Genomic DNA, 23,123 nt, shown 5'->3' with positions numbered 1-23,123 from the left:
CATATAAGAAAAAGAAACCCCGTTTTCAGTCATCCAGCATCAGGTCTTTGGTCTGGGAGAGGGAGGCAGGCGCCCTGCTCAGGCTTTCATGGGCTGCTGACCCCCGCCCCGAAAGGGAGGGGTGGGTCATGAACCATTCATGGGAAGAAAACGGTTTGGAGCCTGCGCCAAGCCTGCGCCACACCGCATTTTGCTCCAGTATCCACGACTGAAGGGTGTCTCGCATGTTGGACACCATGATCTGGTCCAGTACCTGCGCATGAACGGTGGGGTTGGTAATGGGCACCATGCTTTCCACCCGCCAGTCCATGTTACGGGTCATCCAGTCTGCGGAGGAAATATAGACCTTGGCATGGCGCGACGGCAGGCGGTGGCCATTGCCAAAAGCAAAAATCCGCGAATGTTCCAAAAAGCGACCCACAATGGATTTGATCCGGATATTTTCCGAAAGTCCGGCAACGCCGGGGCGCAGGCAGCATATGCCGCGTATGACCCCCACAATCTTAACCCCGGCACAGGATGCACGGTACAGGCAGTCGATCAGGTCTGCATCGACCAGCGCATTCATTTTCAGCCAGATCGTGCCCGGACGCCCCGCCTTGACATGCGCAATTTCCTCTTCGATCAGGTCCTTGAGCGTGCTGCGGATGGTAATGGGGGAAAAAGCGATTTCCTCCATCTGCGCTGGCATGGCGTAGCCTGTCACGTAGTTGAACAGCCGTGCCGAATCCCGCGCAAGGGCCGGGTTGCACGTAAAGAACGACAGATCGGTATAAATACGCGCCGTAATGGGGTGGTAGTTACCTGTGCCAAAATGCGCGTAGGAACGCACCTGAGCCCCCTCCCTGCGCACCACAAGGCTCAGCTTGGCGTGGGTTTTAAGGTCGGCAAACCCAAATACCACCTGTACACCGGCGGCCTCCAGCGCACGCGCCAAGCGGATATTGGCTTCCTCATCAAAGCGCGCACGCAGTTCCACCATAGCCGTAACCGACTTGCCCGCTTCAGCCGCCTCGATCAACGCCTTGACGATGGGGGAATCGCGCGATGTGCGGTACAGGGTCTGTTTGATGGCAATAACATTGGGGTCCAGCGCGGCCTGACGCAGGAACTGCACCACCACATCAAAACTTTCAAACGGATGATGAACCAGCAGATCCTTGGCCCTGATGGCGGCAAAACAGTCGCCATTAAAATCAAGTATCCGCTCGGGAAAACGCGGTGTGTAGGGGGGGAAGAGCAGGTCCTGCCGATCATCTACGATCATCTGCTTGAGGTCCGCCACGCCGATCATGCCCGAATGCACGGCAATTTCGTCTGGTGGCAGGTCCAGATCGGAGGCAATGGCTTCGGCCAGTTCGGCGGGGACGCGCTTTTCCATGTCCAGATGGATAACCACCCCGCGGCGGCGGCGCTTAAGTGCGCTTTCATAGGAGCGGACAAGGTCTTCGGCCTCATCCTCAAACTCCACATCCGTATCACGCACAACGCGCAGCACACCGCTTTCACCCACGACCAGCCCCGCAAACAGCCGGTCAATAAACAGAGAGATCAGGTCTTCCAGACGGATAAAACGCACACGTGCAGGTTCCCCCGCGACAGCCTCGCCCGTGGCGGGCAGACGAATAAAACGTTCAACCTGCGCAGGTAGCAGAATAAGAGCGTTCATGGCGAACAGGCCCGTACCCTCGTACAAAAGGCGCAGACCCAGTGCCAGCCCCATATTGGGAATAAAGGGCAGTGGATGCGCCGGATCGACCGCCAGCGGCGTAAGCACGGGAAAAATGCGATCCATGAAGCAGGTTTGCAGCCAGTCCCTGTCTGCATCGTTCAGGTCCTGTGTTTCGCACAGCGTAACGTGGGACCTGGCTAGCAGGCCACGCAGTTCCACCCATATCCTCTGCTGCTCGCGCAAAAGGCGGGCACAGCGCTCGCGCACCGCATCCAGCTGCTGGGCGGGGGTGCGGCCATCGGGGGAGATGGTGGTCAGGCCCTCACGGATCTGCCCGACAAGCCCGGCCACACGCACGGAATAGAATTCGTCCAGATTACTGGCGCTGATGGACAAAAAACGTAGCCGCTCCAGCAGCGGGTTCCGGGGGTTGTCCGCCTCCTCCACCACGCGCTGGTTAAAATCAAGCCATGAGAGCTCGCGGTTGATAAAGCGCGAGGGCGTTTGCAGGGTAACTTTTGGCTCAATCGCTTTTTTGGCACGGGTGCTGGTCGCCACCCTGGTGCGTGAAGGCGCGCGCTTGGAAGACGCACGTGCACGACTGACGGGGGGGGTGTCTTTTTTATTCTGTGCCGCCACTGGCCTGCGCTCCCTCTCCTGCATTATCTGCCCGGCAATCCGGCCGGTCCGAAGACCGCACAAAACCGGATACGCCGTCAACATATCCCAAACACAATGGCCCCGGAATGTTCGGGGGTGTCAAATCGCCATCATGTCATAAAACTGAAATATTCCTTTCACGGTTCACCATCACGCGCAAAAAGTCCTTCCAGCACACTGGCAGCCAGCACGCGTGTGACTTTTCCGCCCGATGCCATGGCTGCCTGATCCAGCGCACCAACACAATCACGCACTGCACTGGCCCGGCGTGGCAGACGGCGCAACAGCCACTCCGTGACCTGCGGCGCAACAACAATCTGCCGTTCCGCCAGCAAACGCAACAGCAGGCGATGCAGCAGATCTTCCTCCGCCTGCCCCAGCGGCACGGAAGATGTGGCCCTCAGGCGGCTTGCCAGATCCGGCAGCACGGCGGGCCAGCGTGCAGGCGGCAGACACCCTGCCATAAGAAGGAACATGCGGTGCTCACGCACCAGATTGATCAGATGCAACAGATCATGCTCGTCAGGCACGCAATCCGCATTATCCAGCGCAACGGCTTTAAACCCGCCCTGACCGAACAGGGTGGCCACCTCGCGCTCGTGCAGCCGCGCCCCCGCCAGAACGGGCGCGCCATACCGCCCCGCCCAGATGGAGAGCAGATGCGTCTTGCCCGTCCCTCCTTCGCCCCACAGCGCCATGCGCCCTTCGGGCCAGCGGTAGGGGGCTTCCGCGTCCAGCACCCAGGCGCGGGCGGCCGCGTTGGAGGGAGCCGCGACAAAATCCGACCGTCCGAATCGGGGGCGGTACACAAATGGCAAAGCAATCTGCATCCTCTCTTCCCCTTCGTTTATGCGCCGCCTCCTGCCCTCTTCGGGGGGGTGGGAAGATGCTTTTGTTTCATCAAACCGCGTCATGCCGCTTTGCGCGCCGCCTCTCCTGCCGTAAAGACTGTTCGCGGGAATCCTGAGTGACCTTGGTTCCCGGTATCGACCTTACTCCCATTCAGACCAAGAGCGCACCCATGACGTCTTCTCCTAGCACCCCTTCCTCCGGCCTCACCTACCGTGATTCCGGCGTGGACATTGAAGCAGGCGAAGCCCTTGTTGACGCCATTCGCCCTGCTGCCAAAGCCACGGACCGGCCCGGCACCATGGGTGGGCTTGGCGGCTTTGGCGCGCTGTTCGACCTGAAGGCCGCAGGCTTTACCGACCCTGTTCTGGTCTCCTGCACCGATGGCGTTGGCACCAAGCTGACCCTGGCCATTGATAACGACCTGCACGAAACCGTGGGGATCGACCTTGTCGCCATGTGCGTGAACGACCTTATTGTTCAGGGCGCTGAGCCGCTGTTTTTTCTTGACTATTTTGCCACAGGCCGCCTGTCCGTTGCCTCTGCCGCCAAGGTCGTGCGCGGCATTGCCAAAGGATGCGAACATTCCGGCTGCGCTCTTGTCGGCGGCGAAACGGCGGAAATGCCCGGTATGTATGCTGATGGGCACTACGATCTGGCCGGTTTTTCCGTTGGTGCGGCCGAACGCAGCGCCCTGCTGCCCGCAGGGATTGCCGCAGGGGATACGCTGATCGCCCTGCCCTCCTCCGGTGTACATTCCAACGGCTTTTCGCTCGTGCGCCGCATTGTGGCCGACGCCCACCTGACATGGACCGACCCCGCAGCCTTTGCGCCGGGCCGTACGCTGGGCGAGGCTTTTCTGGAACCCACACGCCTGTATGTGCGCCCCGTGCTGGCCCTGCACAAAGCGGGGCTGCTACATGGTGCGGCCCACATTACCGGTGGTGGCCTGCCGGGCAACCTGCCGCGCGTGCTGCCGGACGGGCTGGATGCGGTTATTGATCAGGCATGGCCCATGCCTGCGGTCTTCAAGTGGCTGGCACGCACCGGCAATGTGGAAAGTGCAGAAATGCTGCGCGTGTTCAATTGCGGCATTGGTATGATCCTGATCACCCCCGAGCCGGACAGGGTGCTGGCCATGCTGGCCGAAGCAGGGGAAAAAGCTTTCCGCATCGGCTCCATTGCAGAAGCGGAAAGCCCGGACGCCAGACCTGACCTGAAAATGCAGACCACTCCGGATTTCCGGGCAGCATGAATACGGCAAAAACGCCTGTCGCCATTCTGCTCAGTGGCCGTGGCAGCAATGCCACCGCCCTGACTACCGCAGCGCAGGACCCGGATTTTCCCGCCCGCATCTGCCTTGTTTTAAGCAACAACCCCGATGCAGCGGGGTTGGATATGGCGCGTGCCGCGGGCCTGCCCACACTGGCCATAGATCACCGCAGCTTTGGCAAGGATCGTGCAGCCCACGAACGCGCCATTCATGCCGCGCTGGAAGATGCTGGGGCACAGGCCGTATGCCTTGCCGGGTATATGCGCCTGCTGACCCCCTACCTGACCACGGCATGGGCTGGGCGGATGCTGAATATTCATCCCAGCCTTCTGCCGTCCTTCCCCGGCCTGCATACGCATGAGCGCGCTCTGGCAGCAGGTGTGCGGCTGCATGGCTGCACGGTGCATCTGGTAACCGAAGGGATGGATGAAGGGCCGATTCTGGGCCAGGCCGCTGTGCCCGTTCTACCCGGAGATACGCCTGACCTGCTGGCAGCACGTGTCCTGCAACAGGAGCATGGGCTTTATCCTCTAGCCTTGCGGCATTTTTTAACGCAAAACCCGGCAACAGCGCCCAATGGCGCCGCGCTTGTAGTGGCATAAGCCACCACCTCCCCTGCTTCCCGAACGGTTTTTTGCCCCCATGACCACACCTGCGCGCCCTTCCTCTTCCAAACCGCGCGGCCGGTTCCGCCCCGCCGCCCCACAACCCGACCCCACGCGGGACGTGGCGTTTGATGTTCTGTGCGGTGTTGTGGAACACCGCCGTATGCTGGAGAACAGCCTCTCCCGCTCGGCGAGCACCCATCAGGCAGAAGCGCGCGACCGGGCCGCCGCCCACCGTCTGGCGGCAACAACCCTGCGTCATATGGGCACATTACGCTCGGTGCTGGAGCCTTTTTTAAAAAAAGAACCACCTGAACCCGTACGCGTCGCGTTAATGATGGGGTGCGCGCAGCTTCTGTTTCTGGAAACGCCACCCCATGCGGCGGTTGGCACCACCGTATCCCTGCTGCGCAGGCGCAAGCTGGCTCCGTTTGCCGGGCTGGCCAATGCCGTGCTGCGCCGTGTAGCCACAAGTGGCCTCAGCGTGATGGATGGGCTGGACCAGCCCCGGCTGGATATTCCTTCATGGTTATGGACCTCATGGACAGCACTGGGCAAAGGTGTGCCTCGCGCCATTGCTCAGGGCATCAGCCACGAAGCCCCGCTCGACATAACCCTGCGCCCCGGCGCACTGGCGCCGGAAGGGGGAATAACTCTCCCCAATGGGTCCATCCGCCTGCCTGCTGGCACAAGGGTTGCCGAACTGCCCGGATATGAAGACGGTGCTTTCTGGGTACAGGACGCCGCCGCAACCCTGCCCGCCCGCCTGCTGAACGTACAGCCACACGAGCAGGTGGCTGATCTGTGCGCAGCTCCGGGTGGCAAAACCGCCCAGCTGGCCGTAACAGGGGCAACCGTTACAGCAGTGGAAAACAACCCCGCCCGCCTGCTGCGCCTGAAGGAAAACATGGCACGCCTTGGTCTGGAGGATGTCCGCACGTTGCAGGCCGATGCCGCCACATGGCAGCCCGATGCCCCGCTGGACGCCATTCTGCTGGATGCCCCCTGCTCGGCGACCGGCACAGCCCGCCGCCACCCCGATGTGCTGTGGGTCAAACGCCCGCGTGACCTGACCACTCTGACCGCCACGCAGGACAAACTTCTGGCTGCCGCAAGGGATATGCTCAAACCCGGTGGCAGGCTTGTGTATGCCGTATGCTCCTTGCAGCAGGAAGAAGGGCCAGACCGCGCGCGCGCAGCACAGGCGATGGGGCTTGTACCCATGCCCTTTACGCCAGAGGAGCTCCCGTTTCTGCCTCAGGCCTTAACGCCAGAGGGCTGGCTACGCACGCATCCGGGCATGTGGCCGGATGAAGGCGGAATGGACGGCTTTTTTGTCGCCCGTTTTACCAGGCCTGCCTGAACAGCTGCCCTCTCTGTGGGCAGTTGCCGCGTAAAAGTGCACAAACCGTCTTTCTGTAGTTGCGCAGGCGGCTGCTATTGCGGATAAGCAAGGAATGAGTTCTGCACCATTCCCCCTGATCGCCCCTAGTATTCTGGCTGCGGATTTTGCACGGCTGGGAGAAGAAGTAGAAGCCGTAACCCACGCCGGAGCGGACTGGATCCATCTGGATGTCATGGACGGCCATTTTGTGCCCAATATTTCGTTTGGGCCAGCCGTAATCAGGGCGTTGCGCGCGCGAAGCGCACTGCCCTTTGACGTTCATCTGATGATCGCGCCAGTTGACCCGTACCTGGAAGCCTTTGCCCAGGCCGGGGCTGACCAGATTCTGATACACATAGAAGCCGGACCACATACGCATCGTTCGCTCCAGCTTATTCGTCAGCTAGGCGCAAAACCGGGTATTGTGCTATGCCCTGCCACACCGGCTGCCGCCATTGCCGAGGTGATGGACCTTGTGGACGTTATTCTGGTCATGACCGTTAACCCCGGTTTTGGGGGCCAGAAATTCCTGCCCAGCCAGTTGCCCAAAATTGCAGCCCTGCGGGAGATGATCACATGCAGCGGGCGCAATATCCGTCTGGCGGTGGATGGGGGGATAGACGCAACAACAGCTCCACTGGCCATACAGGCTGGGGCGGATGTGCTGATCGCCGGAAGCGCCGTTTACGGCAAGCCGGATTATGGCGCTGCCATTGCCTCCCTCCGCCAGACTTGATCTATCGCATGGTGATGAGGGTGCGAATGCACCAAATGCTGTCATAAAGTTCCATTAGAGTAGCGCCCTTAATACCCCAGCTCTGGAGTTACACTCATCTAATGCCCCTACGCCGCTGGACCCGTGCACCCCGCCTTGCCTATGCCATGCGCAACCCGCTTGGTGGTTTTGCGCGCGTTCCCGCTGCTCCTGCCGTGGTACTGCGGGACCTGTGGCCGGGCAATGCGACGGTAGGGGAGAAGCTGGTCCGCAACCGGACCGAGTTTGACGGTGTCCCCCGCTCGCTCCAGTCTGGCATATGGGATGACCCGGCATGGCCAGCCCCTTACCGTCGGTGGTTACAGGGCTTTGGCTGGCTACAGGACCTGCGAGAACTGGGGGCTGAATCCGCCCGGATCAAGGCGCGCACACTTGTTGCACACTGGACCCGCCTGCCTGCGGCCGAACGCGCTGTTACCGACCCCTCCATAACCGGGGCACGACTGAGTGCATGGCTGGGCTGTTACGAATTTTTTGCCGCCTCCGCCGATGATGTTTTTCGTCAGAACCTGATGGCCTCCCTCATGATGGAAGCGCGCTCCATTATAGTGCTCATGCCCGATGCCGTTTATGGCTGGCAGGCCCTGTGCGCACTCAAGGGGTTACTGGCAGTTGCGGTATCCATCCCCGATTATCCGGAGTTCCTGACCGGCTACCTGCGCCTGATTGACGAGGTCATAACCAGCCAGATTCTCCCCGATGGCGGGCATATTACCCGCAGCCCTGAAGACCTGTTCCTGACAGTAAAGGAACTGGCCGAGATGCTCTATATCCTTCAGGTTGCGCGCCTGCCGCTACCAACAACACTGGTCGACGCTGCAAACCGGACCGCCCCCGCCCTGCGTGCCCTGCGCCATGCCGATGGTGGGCTGGCCCTGTTTAACGGCAGCACAGAATGCGACCCCCAACTGGTGGAACTTGTGCTGAACCGCGCATCCCGCTCCCGTGTCGTAGCCGCGGGATTGCCCGAAAGCGGGTTTGCCCGCCTGAGCAGCGGCCGTGCACTGCTCATAGCCGATGCCGCATCCCCCGCTCCGGCCGGATTTGACCATACAGCCCATGCGGGCATGCTTTCGTTTGAGTTTTCATCCGGCAGGCAACGGCTGATCGTTAACTGTGGAGCCAGCAGACAAAAAGGGTGGGCAGAAGCCCTGCGCTACCCTGCGGCCCATTCCGTTCTGGAACTGGCGGGCATGTCCCCCATGACCTTTGAGTCCAATGGCACCACCAACTGGCCGCCGCAGGTCAGCCGCACCCACGCAACACAGGACGGCGCGCACTGGCTGGACATGACCCATAACGGGTACGAAAGTCAGGGAGGAGGCCTGTACCACCGCCAGCTTTATCTGGGCAAGGACGGGCGGACCCTGCGCGGGGAGGAAAAGCTGGAAGGCGCAACACTGGCCCGCACGCCCTGCATACGCTTCCACCTGCACCCTGACATTATGGTGGAGCCAACCGAAAACGGCCACCTGCTGCACAGCGAGGAAGAAAGCTGGCTTTTCCAGTCCGATGGGCAGGTCCGGGTGGAGGAAAGTGTGTATCTTGGCCAAGGCCGCAGGATAACAACGCTGCAGCTTGTCCTGACCCCACCCGCACCTTCGCAGGATGAGGATGCTACCACTCCCCTGCCCCAGACAGACAGTGCGGAGGAGAATACCGATCCCGCACAGCAGGATGCCTCACCCGGAACAGTACAGGAACAGCCGCCCTCAGCGGGTTCTCGCCCCGATGTCCCGGTCGGCACGGCAGAACAGGCCACACCTCTTTCAAGCCCTTCAGACACCGCAGAGCGTATGGGAGCTCTGCCATCCACCGCGCCGCCCAAACCCGCCACGACCGCCCATCCGGCACTCCTCCACAGCAGGATAGGGCAGCCCCCGCCCGGGCCGATTCACTGGGCGCTGACACTGATCAGCGAGTAGCTGAGAGCGACAGACCCCGCTCAGTCTTTGGTGGCGTGACTGTCTGTTCCGGTTTTTTTGGCAACAGGTAAAAAGCGGATGGTCAGGCGCGAAGGAGAGGCCGCCAGCCGTCCACCTGTGCGGATTTCATCCAGCCGGATGCGCACACCAGAGTCATTTTCCATCAGATGCCCGGCCACACCCTTGCCTATTGTGGTCTCGCCCGAGAGCGACCAGTATGTTCCGGTAAAATCTTCCAGCCGTTGCAGATTATAAACCTTGCCTACGCTGTTACCAAAAGAAAAGCCGATAGCAGCAGCCGAAGCCCCGCTGACTTCAAACGGATAGTCATGCCCGCCATAGGTCAGCACGCCGTTGCCCCAAGTATACCCCACCCCCAGATCAGCCGAGCGGGTTTTAAAGGTCACCTCCGCCATGACTGGGCCGAGAACGGTCTCTGCTCCTGCGGGCAAGGCCCATGCGCCGGACAGTGCCAGCGCCGCAAGAAAACGACGGGATGCTGAGCGCATCAGAAATGCTCCTTGTGTTCGGGACCGCCAAAACATGGCATAGGGTTCCGCCGCTGCATAGCTTTATTGCTGGCACAAGCAGGCATGGCGGAGCGGTTTATGTGTTCCAGATCGGGTCTTTGAGCTTTTCCACAAAAACTGTGTGCGCAGTCAGTTCGGCAGATGTGGGGCAGACCTTTACAACCCTGCGCTCCGCCGGGCCATCATACGCCACGGCGGGGGCCTGCTCCCCGTCCGCGACCAGCCCCAGACCGTGCTGACGGCCCCCCATAAGTTCCACGTACACTTCGGCCAGCAGCTTGCAGTCCAGCAGCGCATTGTGAGTTGTACGCGCAGACAGGTCCACGCCAAAACGGCGGCACAATGCGTCCAGACTGTTAGGCATGCCGGGAAAACGCTCGCGCGCCATATCCAGCGTGTCCACCATCCGGCCCATATCCAGTGATTTGCGGCCTGCGCGCTTGAGTTCGGCGTTTAAAAAGCCAAAGTCAAAGCGGGCATTATGCGCAATAAGGGCGTCATCCCCCACAAATGCCAGAAAATCGTCCACGACCTCGGCAAACTTTGGCTTTCCCTCCAGGTCCGCGCGTGTAAAGCCGTGAACACGGCTGGCCTCTTCGGGCACATCACGCTCGGGGTCAAGCAGAGTGTGGTAGCTATTGCCCGTGGGCAGGTCCCCCACCAGTTCCAGAGCCGCAATTTCAATCACCCGGTCCCCGGTGGCCGGGTCCAGCCCTGTTGTTTCCGTATCAAACAGGATGGATCGCTTCATGCCCTCAAACTCCTGATAAGGCGACGGACCTGCCGCTCTGTTTCCTTCATGGATAGCCCTGTGCGGATCACGATATCCGCCTTCTGCACCCTGCGGGCATCCCGCATCTGGCAGGCAATAAGCTTCCGGGCCTGTGGAGGGGGCATGTTACGGCGATGGGCCACGCGCCTGCGCTGCACCCATGCAGGGGCAGATACCACCACCACCTGACTGCAGAGCCGGTCTGCACCGGTTTCAAACAGAAGGGGAATGTCCAGCACCACACTGGCCGCTCCCTTCTGGCGGGAGCGCCGCAGAAACTCCGTGCGCGCATGGCGCACCAGAGGGTGCATAATGGCTTCCAGTTTTTTCAGCAATGCCGGGTGCGCCAGCACGGCCTGCCGGAGTACTGCCCGGTCCAGCCGTCCAGCCGTGACAGCCTGCGGCACCATCTGCGCTATGCGGGGCAAAGCAGCCCCCCCCGGCCCCTGAAGAGCATGAACAGCGGCATCCGCATCAAACACCGCCACCCCGGCACGGCGCAACATGTTGGCAACCGTGCTTTTGCCCATGCCCATGCCCCCGGTCAGGCCCAGTATCTGCATACGTAAACCCCGCCCGCTCAGAAGGAGCAGATCATGCTCAAAGGCTGTTCAGAACATGGTCCTGCGTTGCATCGTCCACCTCCGGGTCAACGCCAAACCATGCCTTAAAGCCAAATCGCGCCTGATGGAGCAGCATGCCCAGCCCGCCCACCGTGCGCAGACCCTGCCGGGTTGCCGCAGCCAGCAGGGGCGTAACCAGCGGGACATAAACAATATCCGCCACGACCATATCTTCAGCCGCCCGCGTCAGGGAAGGACAGAACAACGGGTCCGGCCCTCCGGCCATCCCCAGAGAGGTGGTATTGACCAGCACGGAGAACTCTCCCAGCCGCTGCTCCCACCCGGACCATGGCAGCACATCCGTACCAGGCAATGCCGCGGCCAGTACTACAGCACGCCCCAACGTGCGGTTGGTTATGGTCACCTTCATGCCCCTGTCCTGCAAAGCCGCGGCTACGGAACGCGCAGCCCCCCCTGCCCCGAGCAACAGGGCGCGGGTCTGCGGGCGTAGGGGCAGGTGGCCAGCCTCCAGACTGGCAACAAACCCGCTGCCATCGGTGGAAAGCCCAAGGATTTTACCATCTTCACGGAATACAAGCGTGTTGACCGCCTCCGCCCGCTGGGCGGAGGCATCCAGCACATCGGCCAGCCTATAGGCCGCCTCCTTGTGGGGAATGGTTATGTTAACCCCCTTAAAGCCCGCAGCCCGCAACCCCTGTACGGCGGCCTCAAAACCTTCGGGCGCCGTGGGCAGGGGCACATAGGCACCATCCACCCCATAGCGCCGCAGCCAGTAGTTATGCAGCACAGGCGAGCGGGAATGTTCGACCGGCCAGCCCATAACACCCGCAAGTCTGGCCTTGCCGGTAATAATCTGCGATGGCGGGGTGATGGGGAGAGTGGTCATGGCCGCTGTTCATACCTTGTGCAAAAAATCCGCCATGCCTGCGGCAACAGGCTGGCCAGCCGCGCGGCCCATTCCGCCTGACCAGCCGGATGGGCGATCAGGTCCTGACGGATTTCAATTTCAATATGCGGCAGGGCGCGCTGCTCGCCGTGCAGGGGAATTGTGTAATCCGATGTGTCGGTCAGGGCATAGGGTTCATTATCCCCCACCACCAGACCTTCCGCCCTGAGCAGGTCGATCATGATGTTGGCCAGACGCGGGTCATGATTATGCAGCAGCCCCACATGCCATGGCCGCGCAACCCCACGCATAACCGGGGTAAAGCTGTGCAGGGCCACCACGACCACGGCGCGCTCCTGCGCCAGCCGGGCGTTGAGTTCCTGCGTGATCCGCTGGTGATAGGGATGCAGAATGGCCTGTTCGCGCCATGCCCTGTCCTGCGCGCTCAGGCTCTGGTTGCGTGGGACAACCGTGCCATCACTTTGCGCCACAATGGAGGTGGGATGGCCCGGTGCACGGTTACAGTCGATCACCAGACGGGAATACACCTGCTCGACCAGCACCGCAGGCAGGGCTTCAGCCAGCCTGCGGCCCACACCATCGATGCCTATGTCCCACCCAATATGGCGGGCACGCTCCTCCGCACTCAGGCCCAGACCATCGAGGATGGGAGGAATGGCCTGCCCGGCATGGTCACTGACCAGCACAAACGGCCCGCCTTCATCCCGCCCGTAAACCCTGAAGCTCTCAGTCAATATTTCTGTCATCAGTCTGTCGGCGCGTGCCAGTTTGCCGGGCGGGGACACCGGGCGCAGTACGCCCGACACCCCAGACCCGAAAAAAATGCCTTACTGGGCGGAGGAAACAATAACGGCGGCCAGATCGGCCTCAGCCCGGACGCGGCCTGCATCCTCACCCCCCAGACCTTCCGCATCCAGACCGCTGCCATCCAGCTCATAGACCAGATAGGCGGGGTCTGCACCGTCCAGCGATTCTTCACCGCCTTCCATGTAGCTGCGGGCGGCCACGTATTCCGGCCCACGCATTTTTTCTTCCAGCCGACGCACGGCAGCAATCGGGTTTTTCGCCTTGATCACTTCGAGCAGCACATTCGCGCCCGGGTCGATCACTCCAAAAGTTGTCAGTTCGTGAGCCATGGTCTTTATCCTGAACCCTTTGTAATTTACACACTTTATAAGCAGAGAAATGCGCATGCAGCCAGCCCTGTAAACACCGCCTTGCCCATAAAAAAACTGCCCGCGCCGCAGCGCTGGCATGAACTGGCGCAAGGATGACGGTTTGCGCAGCCGGGCATGCGCCGGTAGGATGGGTTTTGCATTCAGCCTGCTCCGGTATTATGGCTGCGGCTTAACGCTACATGTAAACGAACAGGTCAGCCAACCATGTCTTTGAAGAACCAGCCCCCGGCCCAAACAGCCACCACAGCCAATGCCAATGTGCAGTGGGGCGGACGATTTGCGGGTGGACCTTCGGACATCATGCAGGCCATCAACGCGTCCATCAGCTTTGATAAAGCCTTGTGGAAGCAGGATATTGCCGGCTCTCTGGCCCATGCAGCCATGCTGGCGCATGTGGGCATCATCTCCAAGGATGATGAATCTGCAATCCGCAAGGGACTGACCGAAATTGGCTCAGAAATTGGCGCAGGCAACTTTGCCTTTTCCGAAGCCCTTGAAGATATTCACATGAATATCGAAGCCCGCCTGTCCGAGCGGGTAGGAGAGGCTGGCAAGCGCCTGCACACCGCCCGTTCACGCAATGACCAGGTGGCAACCGACTTCCGCCTGTGGGTGCGTGACGCCATAGACGGGCTGGACCAGCAGGTGGCCTCGCTCATGCGGGCGCTGGCGCAGCGGGCGCGGGAGCATGCGGCAGACCCCATGCCGGGCTTTACGCACCTGCAAACTGCCCAGCCGGTAACTTTTGGCCACCATCTTATGGCCTATGTGGAAATGCTGGCCCGTGACCGGGGACGTCTGGCCGATACACGCCGCCGCCTGAACGAATGCCCGCTGGGGTCGGCCGCACTTGCGGGTACGTCCTTCCCCATTGACCGGGCCATGACAGCCGAACTTCTGCACTTTGACCGCCCGACCGCCAATTCGCTTGATGCGGTTTCGGACCGGGATTTTGCGCTGGAATATCTGTCTGCACTTTCCATTCTGGCCATGCACCTCTCCCGCATGGCTGAGGAAATTGTGATCTGGTGTTCCTCCCCCTTTTCCTTCATCCGGCTGTCAGACGCCTTTACAACCGGTTCCTCCATCATGCCGCAAAAGCGCAACCCGGATGCGGCAGAGCTGGTCCGGGCCAAAACAGGCCGTATCAACGGTAGTCTGATCGGGCTGCTGACAGTCATGAAAGGTCTGCCACTGGCCTATGCCAAGGACATGCAGGAAGACAAGGAACCGGTTTTTGCCGCCACCGATGCTGCTGCCCTGTGCCTTGCCGCGTGCGATGGCATGGTGCGCGACATGACCGCCAACACGCAGCAGATGCGCGCTCTGGCTGGCTCGGGCTATTCCACCGCAACCGACATTGCAGACTGGCTGGTACGGGTGCTCAAGGTGCCGTTCCGCACGGCCCACCACGTAACAGGCCGCCTTGTGGCCCGCGCAGAGGCCCAGAACATTGGTCTTGCAGAACTCACTCTGGCGGAAATGCAGGCCGAAGAACCGGGCATTACACAGGACATTTATTCCGTCCTGAGCGTTGATGCCTCCATAGCCTCACGCACAAGCCTTGGCGGAACCGCGGCATCCAACGTTATGGCGCAGGCCACCCGCTGGCTGGACGCTCTGGCAGGCACTCCCACCCCCGCAAAAGGCTGAGCATATGACCCTCCGCCTGTTCATGGGCCTGTTTCTGGCAACCGCCCTGTGCCTGCCACTGGCCGCATGCGGCAAAAAAGGACCTAATCAGGCTCCGGGTCCGCGCAACAAGATTACCTACCCTCTCACCTATCCACCGGACTGAACGCAACATATGGCATCACAGGCCAGACCCCATGCAACACTCCCCGGGTTTTAGCCTGCCGTACATTGCGCCCACCCACACCTCCGCTCTTTTTGTCCAAGGCCCAGTTCGCTTCATGGCTGATACACCTGCCTATACCGATGCCGACCCCTCGCTGGCTGAACTGCTGGCAACCCACCCGCATCTGACCACAGACCCCCTGTGCGGGCTGATGTTTGAGGGTGTCCCCCTGAACGCCATAGCCGATGCGGTCGGCACCCCATGCTGGGTGCTGGGTGCTGGCACACTGCGCCAGCGTCTTGCCCGCATGCGCACGGCCATGGCGGATGCGGGGCTGGATGTCTGCATCCATTACGCTGTCAAGGCGAATGACCACCTCTCCGTGCTGTCCCTGATCGGACAGGAAGGGTATGGGGCGGATATTGTAAGCGGTGGCGAACTGGCCCGCACACAAAAGGCGGGCATTGCGGCGCAGCGGGTAGTTTTTTCCGGCGTAGGCAAAACCGATGCGGAACTGGAATATGCCATTGGCCTGGGCATTGGCCAGATCAATGTGGAAAGTGCGGAAGAACTGGCCATTATCTCGGCCATTGCAACGCGCCTTGGCAAGCAGGCCACAGTCACGCTGCGCATTAACCCCGATGTGGACGCCAAAACCCACGCCAAGATTACAACCGGGCTTGCCGCCAATAAATTTGGCATTCCCTTTGATAACGCTGCGGCTTTGTATGCCCATGCCTTTACCCTGCCGGGCATCAGACCTGTTGGGTTTGCCACCCATATTGGTAGCCAGATTCTTTCCACCACTCCATATCACGCCGCCTACGCCCGCGTGGCCGAACTGGTGCGCGCCGTGCGCGCCAATGACCTGAGTGTAGAGGCTGTGGACTGCGGCGGCGGGCTTGGCATCAGCTACCGCAACGAGGTGGAAGGCCAGCCAGAAGCCCTGGCGGGCGCCATCCGGGCCGAACTGGGTGGGCTTGGGCTGCGACTGAGCATAGAGCCGGGGCGCTGGCCCATAGGCCCGGCAGGCGTGCTGCTGAGCAGCGTTATCCTGCGTAAGGAAGAAGGGCTCCCCGGCCCGTTCCTTGTGCTCGATGCCGCCATGAACGACATGGTCCGCCCCAGCATGTACGACGCATGGCATGGCCTTGTGCCCCTTGCACCGCAGGCCTTCAGCCAGCCTGTAGCACCTACGCATGTCGTTGGCCCGGTCTGTGAAAGTGGAGACACTTTTGCGCGCGACCGCCTGCTTCCCCCCCTTGGCCGCGCATCCCGTATAGCCATTCTGGACACGGGCGCTTATGGTGCGGTCATGAGTTCCACCTATAACAGCCGCCCTCTGGCCGCGCAGGTTCTGGTCGAGAACGGTCAATGGACGGTTATACGCCACCGGCAGACACTGGAAGAACTGTGGCAGGATGAAGCCATGCCAGCTCCCCCGAACGGAAAAGCCTGACGCATGCGCGGTCTGAAGCAGGATCTGACCGCATCAACCGCGCAGGACGGCACGCTGGCGGTCCGTCTGGCCCATGTGCGCCGTCACGCGGCCCTTGTTTTGTACATTGAGCAGCTCTGGCCTGCTCTCCAGCCGACACTGGCCATGCTGGGGGTCTACACACTGGCAGGCCTGCTCCGCCTGCCCCAGCACCTGCCCGATGGCCTGCGCCTTGTAGGTGTAGCAGGGTGGCTAAGCCTGTGTGGCTGGCGGCTCCATGCCGATCTGGGGCGCCGACACCCCACCACGCCGGAGGAGATTGACCGGCGGATTGAACAGGCATCCGGCCTGCGCAACCGCCCTCTTGCCAGCCTGACAGACACCCCAGCCCCACTCCTCCATGCCAGCAATACGCTCTTGTGGCAGGCCCACCGGCAGCGGCTTCTGGCCTCCCTTGGCCAGTTACGTGCAGGCTGGCCCGCCCTTGCCCCCAAAGAGCGCACACACCAGCTTGCGGCTGCGGGGCTGGTGCTGGCTCTTGGCATTGCCAGTGGAGTTGCCGGATCCTCGGCACCGGGCCGCATTCTGGCCGCCTTTATTCCCGGTCGGGATGACCCGGACGTGCCCCTCCCCCACATAGACGCGTGGATTACCTCCCCCGCCTACGCACCCGACGCCCCGGTCTTTTTAAGCCCGAACCGCCCCGCCCCCCAGATGCAGGAAGGTGCCAGGCTGACCGTTATTGTTAACGGCATGGCCTCCCACCCCGTGCTGCAAGGCACGCGCGGCATGGTGGTACAGGACGCAAAACGCCAGAAACTGGACCCACATAGCTGGAAGCTGGAAGCCACACTGACCCATAGCGGCCTGCTCAAGCTGACTGGCCGGGGACGCACTCTGGCAAGCTGGTCCATGACCATTCTGCCAGACCTGGCACCGCAGGTTGCATGGGGTCCATCCCCCGGAACCCCCGGCAAGGGGGACTGGCACACCCGCCTGCCTTACACAGCCAGCCACGCGTATGGCCTGTCAAACATGCAGGTGGTGCTACACGCCACCCACCCCGCCAGAGGGGCCAACCCCCGGCGGGAAGTGAGTATTCCCCTGCCTTTAACCGGCCACCCCAAATCGGTTAAAAATGTAATTGCCCCCGACCTGTCGGAAGACCCATGGGCCGGGCAGGAGGTTACGGGGCAGATCGTAGCAACCGCCACCAGCGGGCATCAGGGGCAGAGCGAGCCAGCCACATTCAAACTCGGGAGCAGGGTATTCCACTCCCCCATTGCCCGCGCCATTCTGGACGTGCGCAGGCGTTTTGCACTGGAACAGGAAAAACGCGAAGATACGGCGCAGGATCTGGAAGCGCTGGGTGAGGCCCCCGGTCCTGTACGTGAGCATACGGGCATGTTCCTGAACCTGACCAGCATTGTGGCCCTTCTGGAAAATGCCGACATAGACACCCAGACCGCCCGCGCAAGTGCTACCAACCTGCTATGGGACCTGGCTCTGGACATAGAAGACCGGCGCACGGGTGATAACGCCAGTGCCCAGGCCTCGATCGACGTAAGAGCCGCACAGGCCGATGTGGCCCAGAAACTGGCGGACATGAAGCGCAATGGCACCCACAACCAGCAGGCACAGGAAGAACTGGAACAAAGCCTGAAAACGCTACAGGACGCCATTGCCCGCAAAATGCAGGCTCTGGCCGATAGCGCCTTGCGCAACCATACGGCCATCCCCGATCTGCCCGGTTTTTCGGCAGCGGGGAACAAGGCCTTTGATCGGCTGATGAAGCAGTTGCGCGCCGATGCCACCAATGGCCGCTCGGGCGATGCCATGCAACGCCTGCAGGAAATGGAAAACGCAACCGAACGCATGCGCAACGCTACACCGCAGGACCTTGCCGCTCTGGCCCAGCAGCTACAGGCCCAGCAGAAAGCGCGTGAGCAGGCCGCTGCCCTGCATGACCTGACAGCCAGGGAATCCAGCCTGCTGGACCATGCCCAGTCCCGACTGGACGAGCATTTACGCGCTTTTTCCCAACAGCAGAGCGATCTGGCCGATGATGGAGATGGAGAAGCTGCGGAATACGCCAACCTGCCCACATCAGAACTGCTGCGCAGGCTCGGGCTTTCCGCCCCGCCGAATATGGGGGGAAACAGCACTGACGCGCAGTCCCGGCCCTCCTCCGCCTCCCCCCAGCCTCCGGCAGGGCTGCCAGACCCCGCCAAAGCCGAGGCACAAGCCAGCGCACGCCGTACCGAACGCGCAACCCAGCATGCGCTCGAACAGGCATTGGGTGAACTTAAAGATGAATTCAAGGAACTGACCGGCAAAACCCCCGAAGCATTTGAACAGGCCCGCAAGAACATGGCTGCGGCCCGCAAGGCACTGGCTGATGGGGATGACGCCGCTGCCGCCAGTGCGGAGGAAAAAGCACTCGAAGCCCTTCGCCAGAGCCGCAAGCAGATGCAGGACAGCATGAAGGGCAATGGCCAGAACACCACGCCCAGCTTTTTGCCTTCCTTTGGTGGCAGTGGCGATGGATCATCCGGTTCAGGCAACGCGGGGGAGAGCGGGAATGGCCAGCCCTCCGATGCTGCGGGTGAAGGTGGGGATGATGAAAACACAACAGGTAAAGACCCGCTTGGCCGCAGGGAAGGCGAAGGGACGGACCAGAATACGGATGACAGCACCCATATCCCCGACACGGTAGCCCGCCAGCGCGCGCGTGAGATTGAGCAGGAACTGCGCCGCCGCGATTCGGACCGGACCCGGCCGCAGCAGGAACTGGATTATCTGGATCGCCTGCTCAAACCCTTCTGAGCGGCGACCCACGCCCATGCGTTAGCGTCTGCACCATGCCTGCGGTCAGAGCGGTTATGCCTCCATAGGGACCCCGCAATGCGCAAGTCCTGCCTACCCGCGCCATACGCCAGGTTGCACATAATATGGAACACGACCGCCATAATGCGGCATAACAGGTGGGCACAGGCTGCCAGTTACAAGCCCACTGCGCCATAAGGGAGAACCTCCATGTTCGCCATGCGTCTGCACAGCCCACGCACCCCGCTGCAATGGGAGGAGTTGCCCGACCCCACCCCCGGTCCGGGCCAGATCCGGGTCAGGGTGCTGGCCTGTGGTGTATGCCGCACCGACCTGCATGTGGTGGACGGAGACCTGACCCACCCCAAACTACCCGTAACTCCGGGGCACGAAATTATTGGCCGGATTGACCAGTTGGGGAGTGGTGTCACCTCCCTTACGGTTGGGCAGCGCGTAGGTATTTCGTGGCTGGGCCATACCTGCGGCCACTGCTCCTACTGCGCAACAGACCACGAAAACCTGTGTGACCACCCCATTTTTACCGGCTACACGCGCGATGGCGGTTACGCCACAATGGCTGTGGCTGATGCACATTTTGCATTCCCCATGGGGGAGGAAGGCTCGGACGTCTCTCTCGCCCCCCTGCTGTGTGCAGGGCTGATCGGGTGGCGCTCACTTGGCAAAACGGGCAAGGCCCAAAAGGTTGGTCTGTACGGATTTGGAGCGGCCGCACATATTATTACGCAGGTGCTGGTATGGCAAAAGCGCGAGGTTTATGCCTTTACCCGCCCAAATGACACCAAAACGCAGGAATTTGCCCGTTCACTTGGCGCAAAATGGGTTGGTGGGTCGGATACGTTGCCACCAGAGCAACTGGATGCGGCCATTATTTTTGCCCCCGATGGCGCTCTGGTGCCAGCCGCCCTTAAAACCCTGCGCAAAGGGGGGCGCGTGGTATGCGCGGGGATTCACATGAGCGAAATCCCCGCTTTTTCCTACGACACGTTATGGGAAGAGCGCGATATTGTATCCGTTGCCAACCTGACGCGCGAGGACGGGCTGGAGTTTCTCTCCCTCGCACCCAAAATTGGCATCCACACCACCACCACGACCTACGCACTCAAAGACGCCAACAAAGCGCTGGATGACCTGCGCCATGGCAGGTTCGACGGTGCCGCCGTTCTGGTGCCCTAGGCGGGTATATCCTCCATGCTGGCTGCGGCCAGAATGGCGGCCAGCAGACCGGGAAAACGACTTTCCAGTTCCTGTTCACGCAAGGAGTTCATATGCGTTACCCCCACCACATCGGTCCGGATAACCCCCGCCTTGCGCAAGACCGAAAAATGGTGGGACACGGAGGATTTTGGCCGTCCATCCTGTAACGGGGCGCAAGGCTGGGGCTGGCAGGCCGCAAGCCTGCGCACCACCGCCAGCCGGAACGGGTCGGACAGGGCGTAAAGCAGGCAGGACAATTGTATATCCTGCGCCAGTGGGTGGTCATACTGCTTCATGGCGACTGTTTGGTTTGCCTCTTCTCTTGCTTTGCCCATTAGTTCGATTATAGTCGAACTAATGGGGCCACGTCGCCCTTTGTAACAGGAGCACGGTTCATGCCAACGCTTTTCGACTCTTATACCCTCAAAGGCAGCACATTACGCAACCGCATTGCTGTTGGCCCCATGTGCCAGTATCAGGCGCAGGACGGCATACCCAATGACTGGCACAGCGTGCATTATGCAACACTCGCCCGTGGTGGGGCCGGGCTTGTCACGCTCGAAGCTACCGCGGTTTCTCCCGAAGGACGGATTACCCCCAACTGCCTTGGCCTGTGGAATGATACGCAGGCACAGGCCTATGCCCCCATTGTTGCCAGTATCCGCAAAACAGGAGCTACGCCGGGCATCCAGCTCGCCCATGCCGGGCGCAAGGCCAGCGCCAATGTACCATGGGAAGGGGACGACCATATTGCTCCTGCCGACCCGCGTAGCTGGCAGCCCATTGGCCCCTCTCCCGTGGCCTTTGGAGCCAACCTCCCCCGCGTTCCGCACGAAATGACCGTTGAGGACATTGAACGCGTTAAAAACGACTTTGTCGCTGCGACAATACGTGCGCGTGACGTGGGCTTCGAATGGCTGATGCTGCATTTTGCCCATGGGTATCTGGCGCAGAGCTTCTGGTCCGCGCACTCCAACAAGCGCACTGACCAGTATGGCGGTTCAGCAGAAAACCGGGGTCGCTTCCTGCTGGAAACACTGGCAGCCGTGCGGGCCGTCTGGCCTGAAGACCGCCCGCTGACCGCCCGTTTTGGCGTCATTGAATTTGATGGCAATGATGCGCAGACGCTAGAGGAATCCATTGCTCTCGTGCGCAGGATGAAAGAGCACGGGCTGGATTTTATTGATGTCAGCATAGGCTTTTCCACCCCCGAGGCTACCATTCCGTGGGGTGCAGGGTTTATGGCCCCCATAGCCCATAAAGTGCGGCAGGAGGCAGGCTTACCCGCCACCACGTCATGGTACATCAGCGAAGGCCGTCAGGCTGATGCGCTGATCCGCAACGAAATTGTGGATATTGCAACAATAGGCCGCCCCTTGCTGGCCAACCCGCACTGGCCCCATGAAGCAGCGCGCATTCTACACGCCAAAGACGCAAAAACCATTCTGCCACCGTCATACGCATGGTGGCTCTCACGCTACCAGTAACACGGTTCCTCAATCCAGCACCCCGCACAGGTCATACGCCTGTGCGGGCATGCCGTGCGCTCCGGGCACAGCCACTGTGGGTTTTGCCCGCACACCATCAATCTGAAAACGAATCGCAGAAAGCCTAGCCCGCCCCGGACATGCCCACACATTCCGCCGGGCCGGGGAATGAGCGTGTACGCACGGCATGGGCATAATCGGCTACGGCGCGATCCACCTCCTGCCCCAGATTGGCAAATTTACGCACAAAACGTGGGGTAAAGTCAGGAAACAGACCCAGCATGTCTTCCGCCACCAGAATCTGCCCATCGCACCGGGGCGATGCACCTATACCAATGGTCATGATGCTTACGGCATCGGTTATTGCGCGCGCGAGAGGTTCCATTGTGCTCTCAATCACCACGGCGAAGGCTCCGGCTTTTTCCACCGCCAGCGCATCGGCCATCACCTGTTCAGCCTCGCTCCCTCGCCCAACGGTGCGAAACCCCCCATGCGCATGCACAGCCTGCGGTTTAAGCCCGATATGCCCGACAACAGGAATACCCCGCTGGACCAGAAATTCTATGGTTGAGGCCATTTCCTGCCCCCCTTCAAGCTTGACGCAGCCCGCCCCGGTTCTGGCCATAATATCCGCAGCAACACGGAACGCCTGCTGTGGGCTTTCCTGATAACTGCCAAAAGGCAGGTCCACCGCCACGCAGGCCTTCTGGCTACCACGCACCACAGCCTGACCGTGAGCAACCATCATGTCCACGCTGACGGCCAGAGTGGAGTCCATGCCGTACACCACCATACCCAGCGAATCTCCCACCAAGAGCAGGTCGCAATGCGGATCCAGCAGGCGGGCCATGGGTGCTGTGTAGGCGGTCAGGGAGACGATGGGCGTATCCAGTGCCGCCAGAGAACGAGGCGTATGCCGCCGTACTGTTTGGTGTTTGCTCAAAACCTCTACTCCCCGTAACGTCTGGACACCCGGAACTGGATGCAGCTTTTCTCCGAACGCCTGCATATGTCCAGCCCAAATGGTTATAAATCTTTTGCCAATCCACGCTGGCCATAAAGCTGCATAAAACCTCCTAACCCACCACAGGCAAAGAATAGTTACCCAAAGCCATTGACAACCCCATGCGCAGGCTTTAGGTGAGTGCTCAACAAGTCGGAGGGGTGCCCGAGTGGCTAAAGGGGGCGGACTGTAAATCCGCTGGCGTACGCCTACGTTGGTTCGAATCCAACCCCCTCCACCAT

At 61.1% G+C, this 23,123-nt stretch carries 21 protein-coding genes and 1 tRNA gene; 12 read left to right on the top strand and 10 right to left on the bottom strand.

Annotated features, from left to right (window positions below):
• Positions 1–25: 25 nt before the first annotated feature.
• Together PY793_RS01185 and PY793_RS01180 are read right to left on the bottom strand one after the other, a co-directional pair.
• The gene (locus PY793_RS01185) at positions 26–2,335 is read right to left on the bottom strand and encodes an RNA degradosome polyphosphate kinase (protein WP_408744640.1); all 2,310 of its coding nucleotides are present in this window, start codon (positions 2,333–2,335) and stop codon (positions 26–28) included.
• A gap of 134 nt (positions 2,336–2,469) precedes the next feature.
• The gene (locus PY793_RS01180; RefSeq protein ID WP_275176308.1) at positions 2,470–3,246 is read right to left on the bottom strand and encodes a P-loop NTPase family protein; all 777 of its coding nucleotides are present in this window, start codon (positions 3,244–3,246) and stop codon (positions 2,470–2,472) included.
• 107 nt (positions 3,247–3,353) lie between these two features.
• Between PY793_RS01180 and purM the strand changes: the two genes are divergently transcribed.
• The 5 genes from purM (at position 3,354) to PY793_RS01155 (ending at position 9,143) form a co-directional block, all read left to right on the top strand.
• Positions 3,354–4,436, top strand: coding sequence for a phosphoribosylformylglycinamidine cyclo-ligase (gene purM, locus PY793_RS01175; protein WP_275176307.1), 1,083 nt, complete (start codon positions 3,354–3,356; stop codon positions 4,434–4,436).
• Positions 4,433–5,056, top strand: a complete 624-nt coding sequence (gene purN / locus PY793_RS01170) for a phosphoribosylglycinamide formyltransferase (RefSeq protein WP_275176306.1) — start codon at positions 4,433–4,435, stop codon at positions 5,054–5,056. The genes purM and purN overlap by 4 nt, the downstream gene beginning before the upstream one ends.
• Positions 5,057–5,096: 40 nt before the next feature.
• A complete protein-coding gene (locus PY793_RS01165) occupies positions 5,097–6,422 on the top strand; it encodes an RsmB/NOP family class I SAM-dependent RNA methyltransferase (protein ID WP_275176305.1) in 1,326 nt (441 codons plus the stop codon).
• Positions 6,423–6,516: 94 nt separating this feature from the next.
• Complete coding sequence (gene rpe / locus PY793_RS01160; protein ID WP_275176304.1) at positions 6,517–7,179, top strand: ribulose-phosphate 3-epimerase; 663 nt, start codon at positions 6,517–6,519, stop codon at positions 7,177–7,179.
• A gap of 101 nt (positions 7,180–7,280) precedes the next feature.
• Positions 7,281–9,143, top strand: a complete 1,863-nt coding sequence (locus PY793_RS01155; protein WP_275176303.1) for a heparinase II/III family protein — start codon at positions 7,281–7,283, stop codon at positions 9,141–9,143.
• A gap of 20 nt (positions 9,144–9,163) precedes the next feature.
• Here PY793_RS01155 and PY793_RS01150 read toward each other — a convergent pair whose 3' ends face one another.
• The 6 genes from PY793_RS01150 to PY793_RS01125 form a co-directional block, all read right to left on the bottom strand.
• A complete protein-coding gene (locus PY793_RS01150) occupies positions 9,164–9,652 on the bottom strand; it encodes a hypothetical protein (RefSeq protein WP_275176302.1) in 489 nt (162 codons plus the stop codon).
• A gap of 97 nt (positions 9,653–9,749) precedes the next feature.
• The gene (dnaQ, locus tag PY793_RS01145) at positions 9,750–10,424 is read right to left on the bottom strand and encodes a DNA polymerase III subunit epsilon (RefSeq protein ID WP_275176301.1); all 675 of its coding nucleotides are present in this window, start codon (positions 10,422–10,424) and stop codon (positions 9,750–9,752) included.
• Complete coding sequence (gene coaE / locus PY793_RS01140; RefSeq protein ID WP_275176300.1) at positions 10,421–11,008, bottom strand: dephospho-CoA kinase; 588 nt, start codon at positions 11,006–11,008, stop codon at positions 10,421–10,423. Before coaE ends, dnaQ begins: the two co-directional genes overlap by 4 nt.
• A gap of 37 nt (positions 11,009–11,045) precedes the next feature.
• Positions 11,046–11,915: a shikimate dehydrogenase gene (locus PY793_RS01135; RefSeq protein WP_275176299.1), complete on the bottom strand. Its 870-nt coding sequence runs from the start codon at positions 11,913–11,915 to the stop codon at positions 11,046–11,048.
• Positions 11,912–12,682 (bottom strand): N-formylglutamate amidohydrolase, encoded by a 771-nt coding sequence (locus tag PY793_RS01130; protein ID WP_275176298.1) that lies wholly within the window; start codon positions 12,680–12,682, stop codon positions 11,912–11,914. The genes PY793_RS01135 and PY793_RS01130 overlap by 4 nt, the downstream gene beginning before the upstream one ends.
• A gap of 81 nt (positions 12,683–12,763) precedes the next feature.
• The gene (locus tag PY793_RS01125; protein WP_275176297.1) at positions 12,764–13,072 is read right to left on the bottom strand and encodes a hypothetical protein; all 309 of its coding nucleotides are present in this window, start codon (positions 13,070–13,072) and stop codon (positions 12,764–12,766) included.
• 246 nt (positions 13,073–13,318) lie between these two features.
• On the opposite strand from PY793_RS01125, the gene argH reads away from it, so the two are divergent.
• The 5 genes from argH (at position 13,319) to PY793_RS01100 (ending at position 20,370) form a co-directional block, all read left to right on the top strand.
• Positions 13,319–14,767 carry an argininosuccinate lyase gene (gene argH / locus PY793_RS01120; protein ID WP_275176296.1) on the top strand — a complete coding sequence of 483 codons (1,449 nt, stop codon included), beginning with the start codon at positions 13,319–13,321 and terminating at the stop codon, positions 14,765–14,767.
• Between the two features lie 4 nt (positions 14,768–14,771).
• On the top strand, positions 14,772–14,912 hold the full coding sequence (locus PY793_RS01115) for a hypothetical protein (RefSeq protein WP_275176295.1): 141 nt from the start codon (positions 14,772–14,774) through the stop codon (positions 14,910–14,912).
• Positions 14,913–15,027: 115 nt separating this feature from the next.
• A complete protein-coding gene (gene lysA / locus PY793_RS01110; protein WP_275176294.1) occupies positions 15,028–16,371 on the top strand; it encodes a diaminopimelate decarboxylase in 1,344 nt (447 codons plus the stop codon).
• 3 nt (positions 16,372–16,374) lie between these two features.
• Positions 16,375–19,176 carry a DUF4175 domain-containing protein gene (locus tag PY793_RS01105; protein WP_275176293.1) on the top strand — a complete coding sequence of 934 codons (2,802 nt, stop codon included), beginning with the start codon at positions 16,375–16,377 and terminating at the stop codon, positions 19,174–19,176.
• 210 nt (positions 19,177–19,386) lie between these two features.
• Positions 19,387–20,370 (top strand): zinc-dependent alcohol dehydrogenase family protein, encoded by a 984-nt coding sequence (locus tag PY793_RS01100; protein WP_275176292.1) that lies wholly within the window; start codon positions 19,387–19,389, stop codon positions 20,368–20,370.
• On the opposite strand, the gene PY793_RS01095 is transcribed toward PY793_RS01100, so the two are convergent.
• Entirely contained in the window at positions 20,367–20,687 is a 321-nt protein-coding gene (locus tag PY793_RS01095) for an ArsR/SmtB family transcription factor (protein ID WP_275176291.1), read from the bottom strand. The genes PY793_RS01100 and PY793_RS01095 overlap by 4 nt on opposite strands.
• 99 nt (positions 20,688–20,786) lie before the next feature.
• Here PY793_RS01095 and PY793_RS01090 point away from each other — a divergent pair, with 99 nt between their 5' ends.
• Positions 20,787–21,878, top strand: a complete 1,092-nt coding sequence (locus PY793_RS01090) for an NADH:flavin oxidoreductase/NADH oxidase (protein ID WP_275176290.1) — start codon at positions 20,787–20,789, stop codon at positions 21,876–21,878.
• A 124-nt stretch (positions 21,879–22,002) separates the two neighbouring features.
• On the opposite strand, the gene panB is transcribed toward PY793_RS01090, so the two are convergent.
• Positions 22,003–22,821: a 3-methyl-2-oxobutanoate hydroxymethyltransferase gene (gene panB, locus PY793_RS01085; protein WP_275176289.1), complete on the bottom strand. Its 819-nt coding sequence runs from the start codon at positions 22,819–22,821 to the stop codon at positions 22,003–22,005.
• A 215-nt stretch (positions 22,822–23,036) separates the two neighbouring features.
• Between panB and PY793_RS01080 the strand changes: the two genes are divergently transcribed.
• Positions 23,037–23,122: transfer RNA gene (locus tag PY793_RS01080), tRNA-Tyr, on the top strand.
• Position 23,123 lies beyond the last annotated feature (1 nt).

Origin of the sequence: Acetobacter fabarum, from assembly GCF_029069195.1 — a bacterium.
GTDB lineage: Bacteria > Pseudomonadota > Alphaproteobacteria > Acetobacterales > Acetobacteraceae > Acetobacter > Acetobacter fabarum_A.
This window is presented reverse-complemented; position numbering and strand designations above follow the sequence as displayed.

Coding starts and splice junctions, on each gene's coding strand:
- PY793_RS01095 (WP_275176291.1), bottom strand. CDS start 20,687: ATGAAGCAGTATGACCACCCACTGGCGCAGGATATACAATTGTCCTGC.
- argH (WP_275176296.1), top strand. CDS start 13,319: ATGTCTTTGAAGAACCAGCCCCCGGCCCAAACAGCCACCACAGCCAAT.
- PY793_RS01185 (WP_408744640.1), bottom strand. CDS start 2,335: ATGCAGGAGAGGGAGCGCAGGCCAGTGGCGGCACAGAATAAAAAAGAC.
- dnaQ (WP_275176301.1), bottom strand. CDS start 10,424: ATGAAGCGATCCATCCTGTTTGATACGGAAACAACAGGGCTGGACCCG.
- lysA (WP_275176294.1), top strand. CDS start 15,028: ATGGCTGATACACCTGCCTATACCGATGCCGACCCCTCGCTGGCTGAA.
- coaE (WP_275176300.1), bottom strand. CDS start 11,008: ATGCAGATACTGGGCCTGACCGGGGGCATGGGCATGGGCAAAAGCACG.
- PY793_RS01135 (WP_275176299.1), bottom strand. CDS start 11,915: ATGACCACTCTCCCCATCACCCCGCCATCGCAGATTATTACCGGCAAG.
- rpe (WP_275176304.1), top strand. CDS start 6,517: ATGAGTTCTGCACCATTCCCCCTGATCGCCCCTAGTATTCTGGCTGCG.
- PY793_RS01105 (WP_275176293.1), top strand. CDS start 16,375: ATGCGCGGTCTGAAGCAGGATCTGACCGCATCAACCGCGCAGGACGGC.
- purN (WP_275176306.1), top strand. CDS start 4,433: ATGAATACGGCAAAAACGCCTGTCGCCATTCTGCTCAGTGGCCGTGGC.
- PY793_RS01180 (WP_275176308.1), bottom strand. CDS start 3,246: ATGACGCGGTTTGATGAAACAAAAGCATCTTCCCACCCCCCCGAAGAG.
- purM (WP_275176307.1), top strand. CDS start 3,354: ATGACGTCTTCTCCTAGCACCCCTTCCTCCGGCCTCACCTACCGTGAT.
- PY793_RS01155 (WP_275176303.1), top strand. CDS start 7,281: ATGCCCCTACGCCGCTGGACCCGTGCACCCCGCCTTGCCTATGCCATG.
- PY793_RS01150 (WP_275176302.1), bottom strand. CDS start 9,652: ATGCGCTCAGCATCCCGTCGTTTTCTTGCGGCGCTGGCACTGTCCGGC.
- PY793_RS01115 (WP_275176295.1), top strand. CDS start 14,772: ATGACCCTCCGCCTGTTCATGGGCCTGTTTCTGGCAACCGCCCTGTGC.
- PY793_RS01090 (WP_275176290.1), top strand. CDS start 20,787: ATGCCAACGCTTTTCGACTCTTATACCCTCAAAGGCAGCACATTACGC.
- PY793_RS01125 (WP_275176297.1), bottom strand. CDS start 13,072: ATGGCTCACGAACTGACAACTTTTGGAGTGATCGACCCGGGCGCGAAT.
- PY793_RS01165 (WP_275176305.1), top strand. CDS start 5,097: ATGACCACACCTGCGCGCCCTTCCTCTTCCAAACCGCGCGGCCGGTTC.
- PY793_RS01130 (WP_275176298.1), bottom strand. CDS start 12,682: ATGACAGAAATATTGACTGAGAGCTTCAGGGTTTACGGGCGGGATGAA.
- PY793_RS01100 (WP_275176292.1), top strand. CDS start 19,387: ATGTTCGCCATGCGTCTGCACAGCCCACGCACCCCGCTGCAATGGGAG.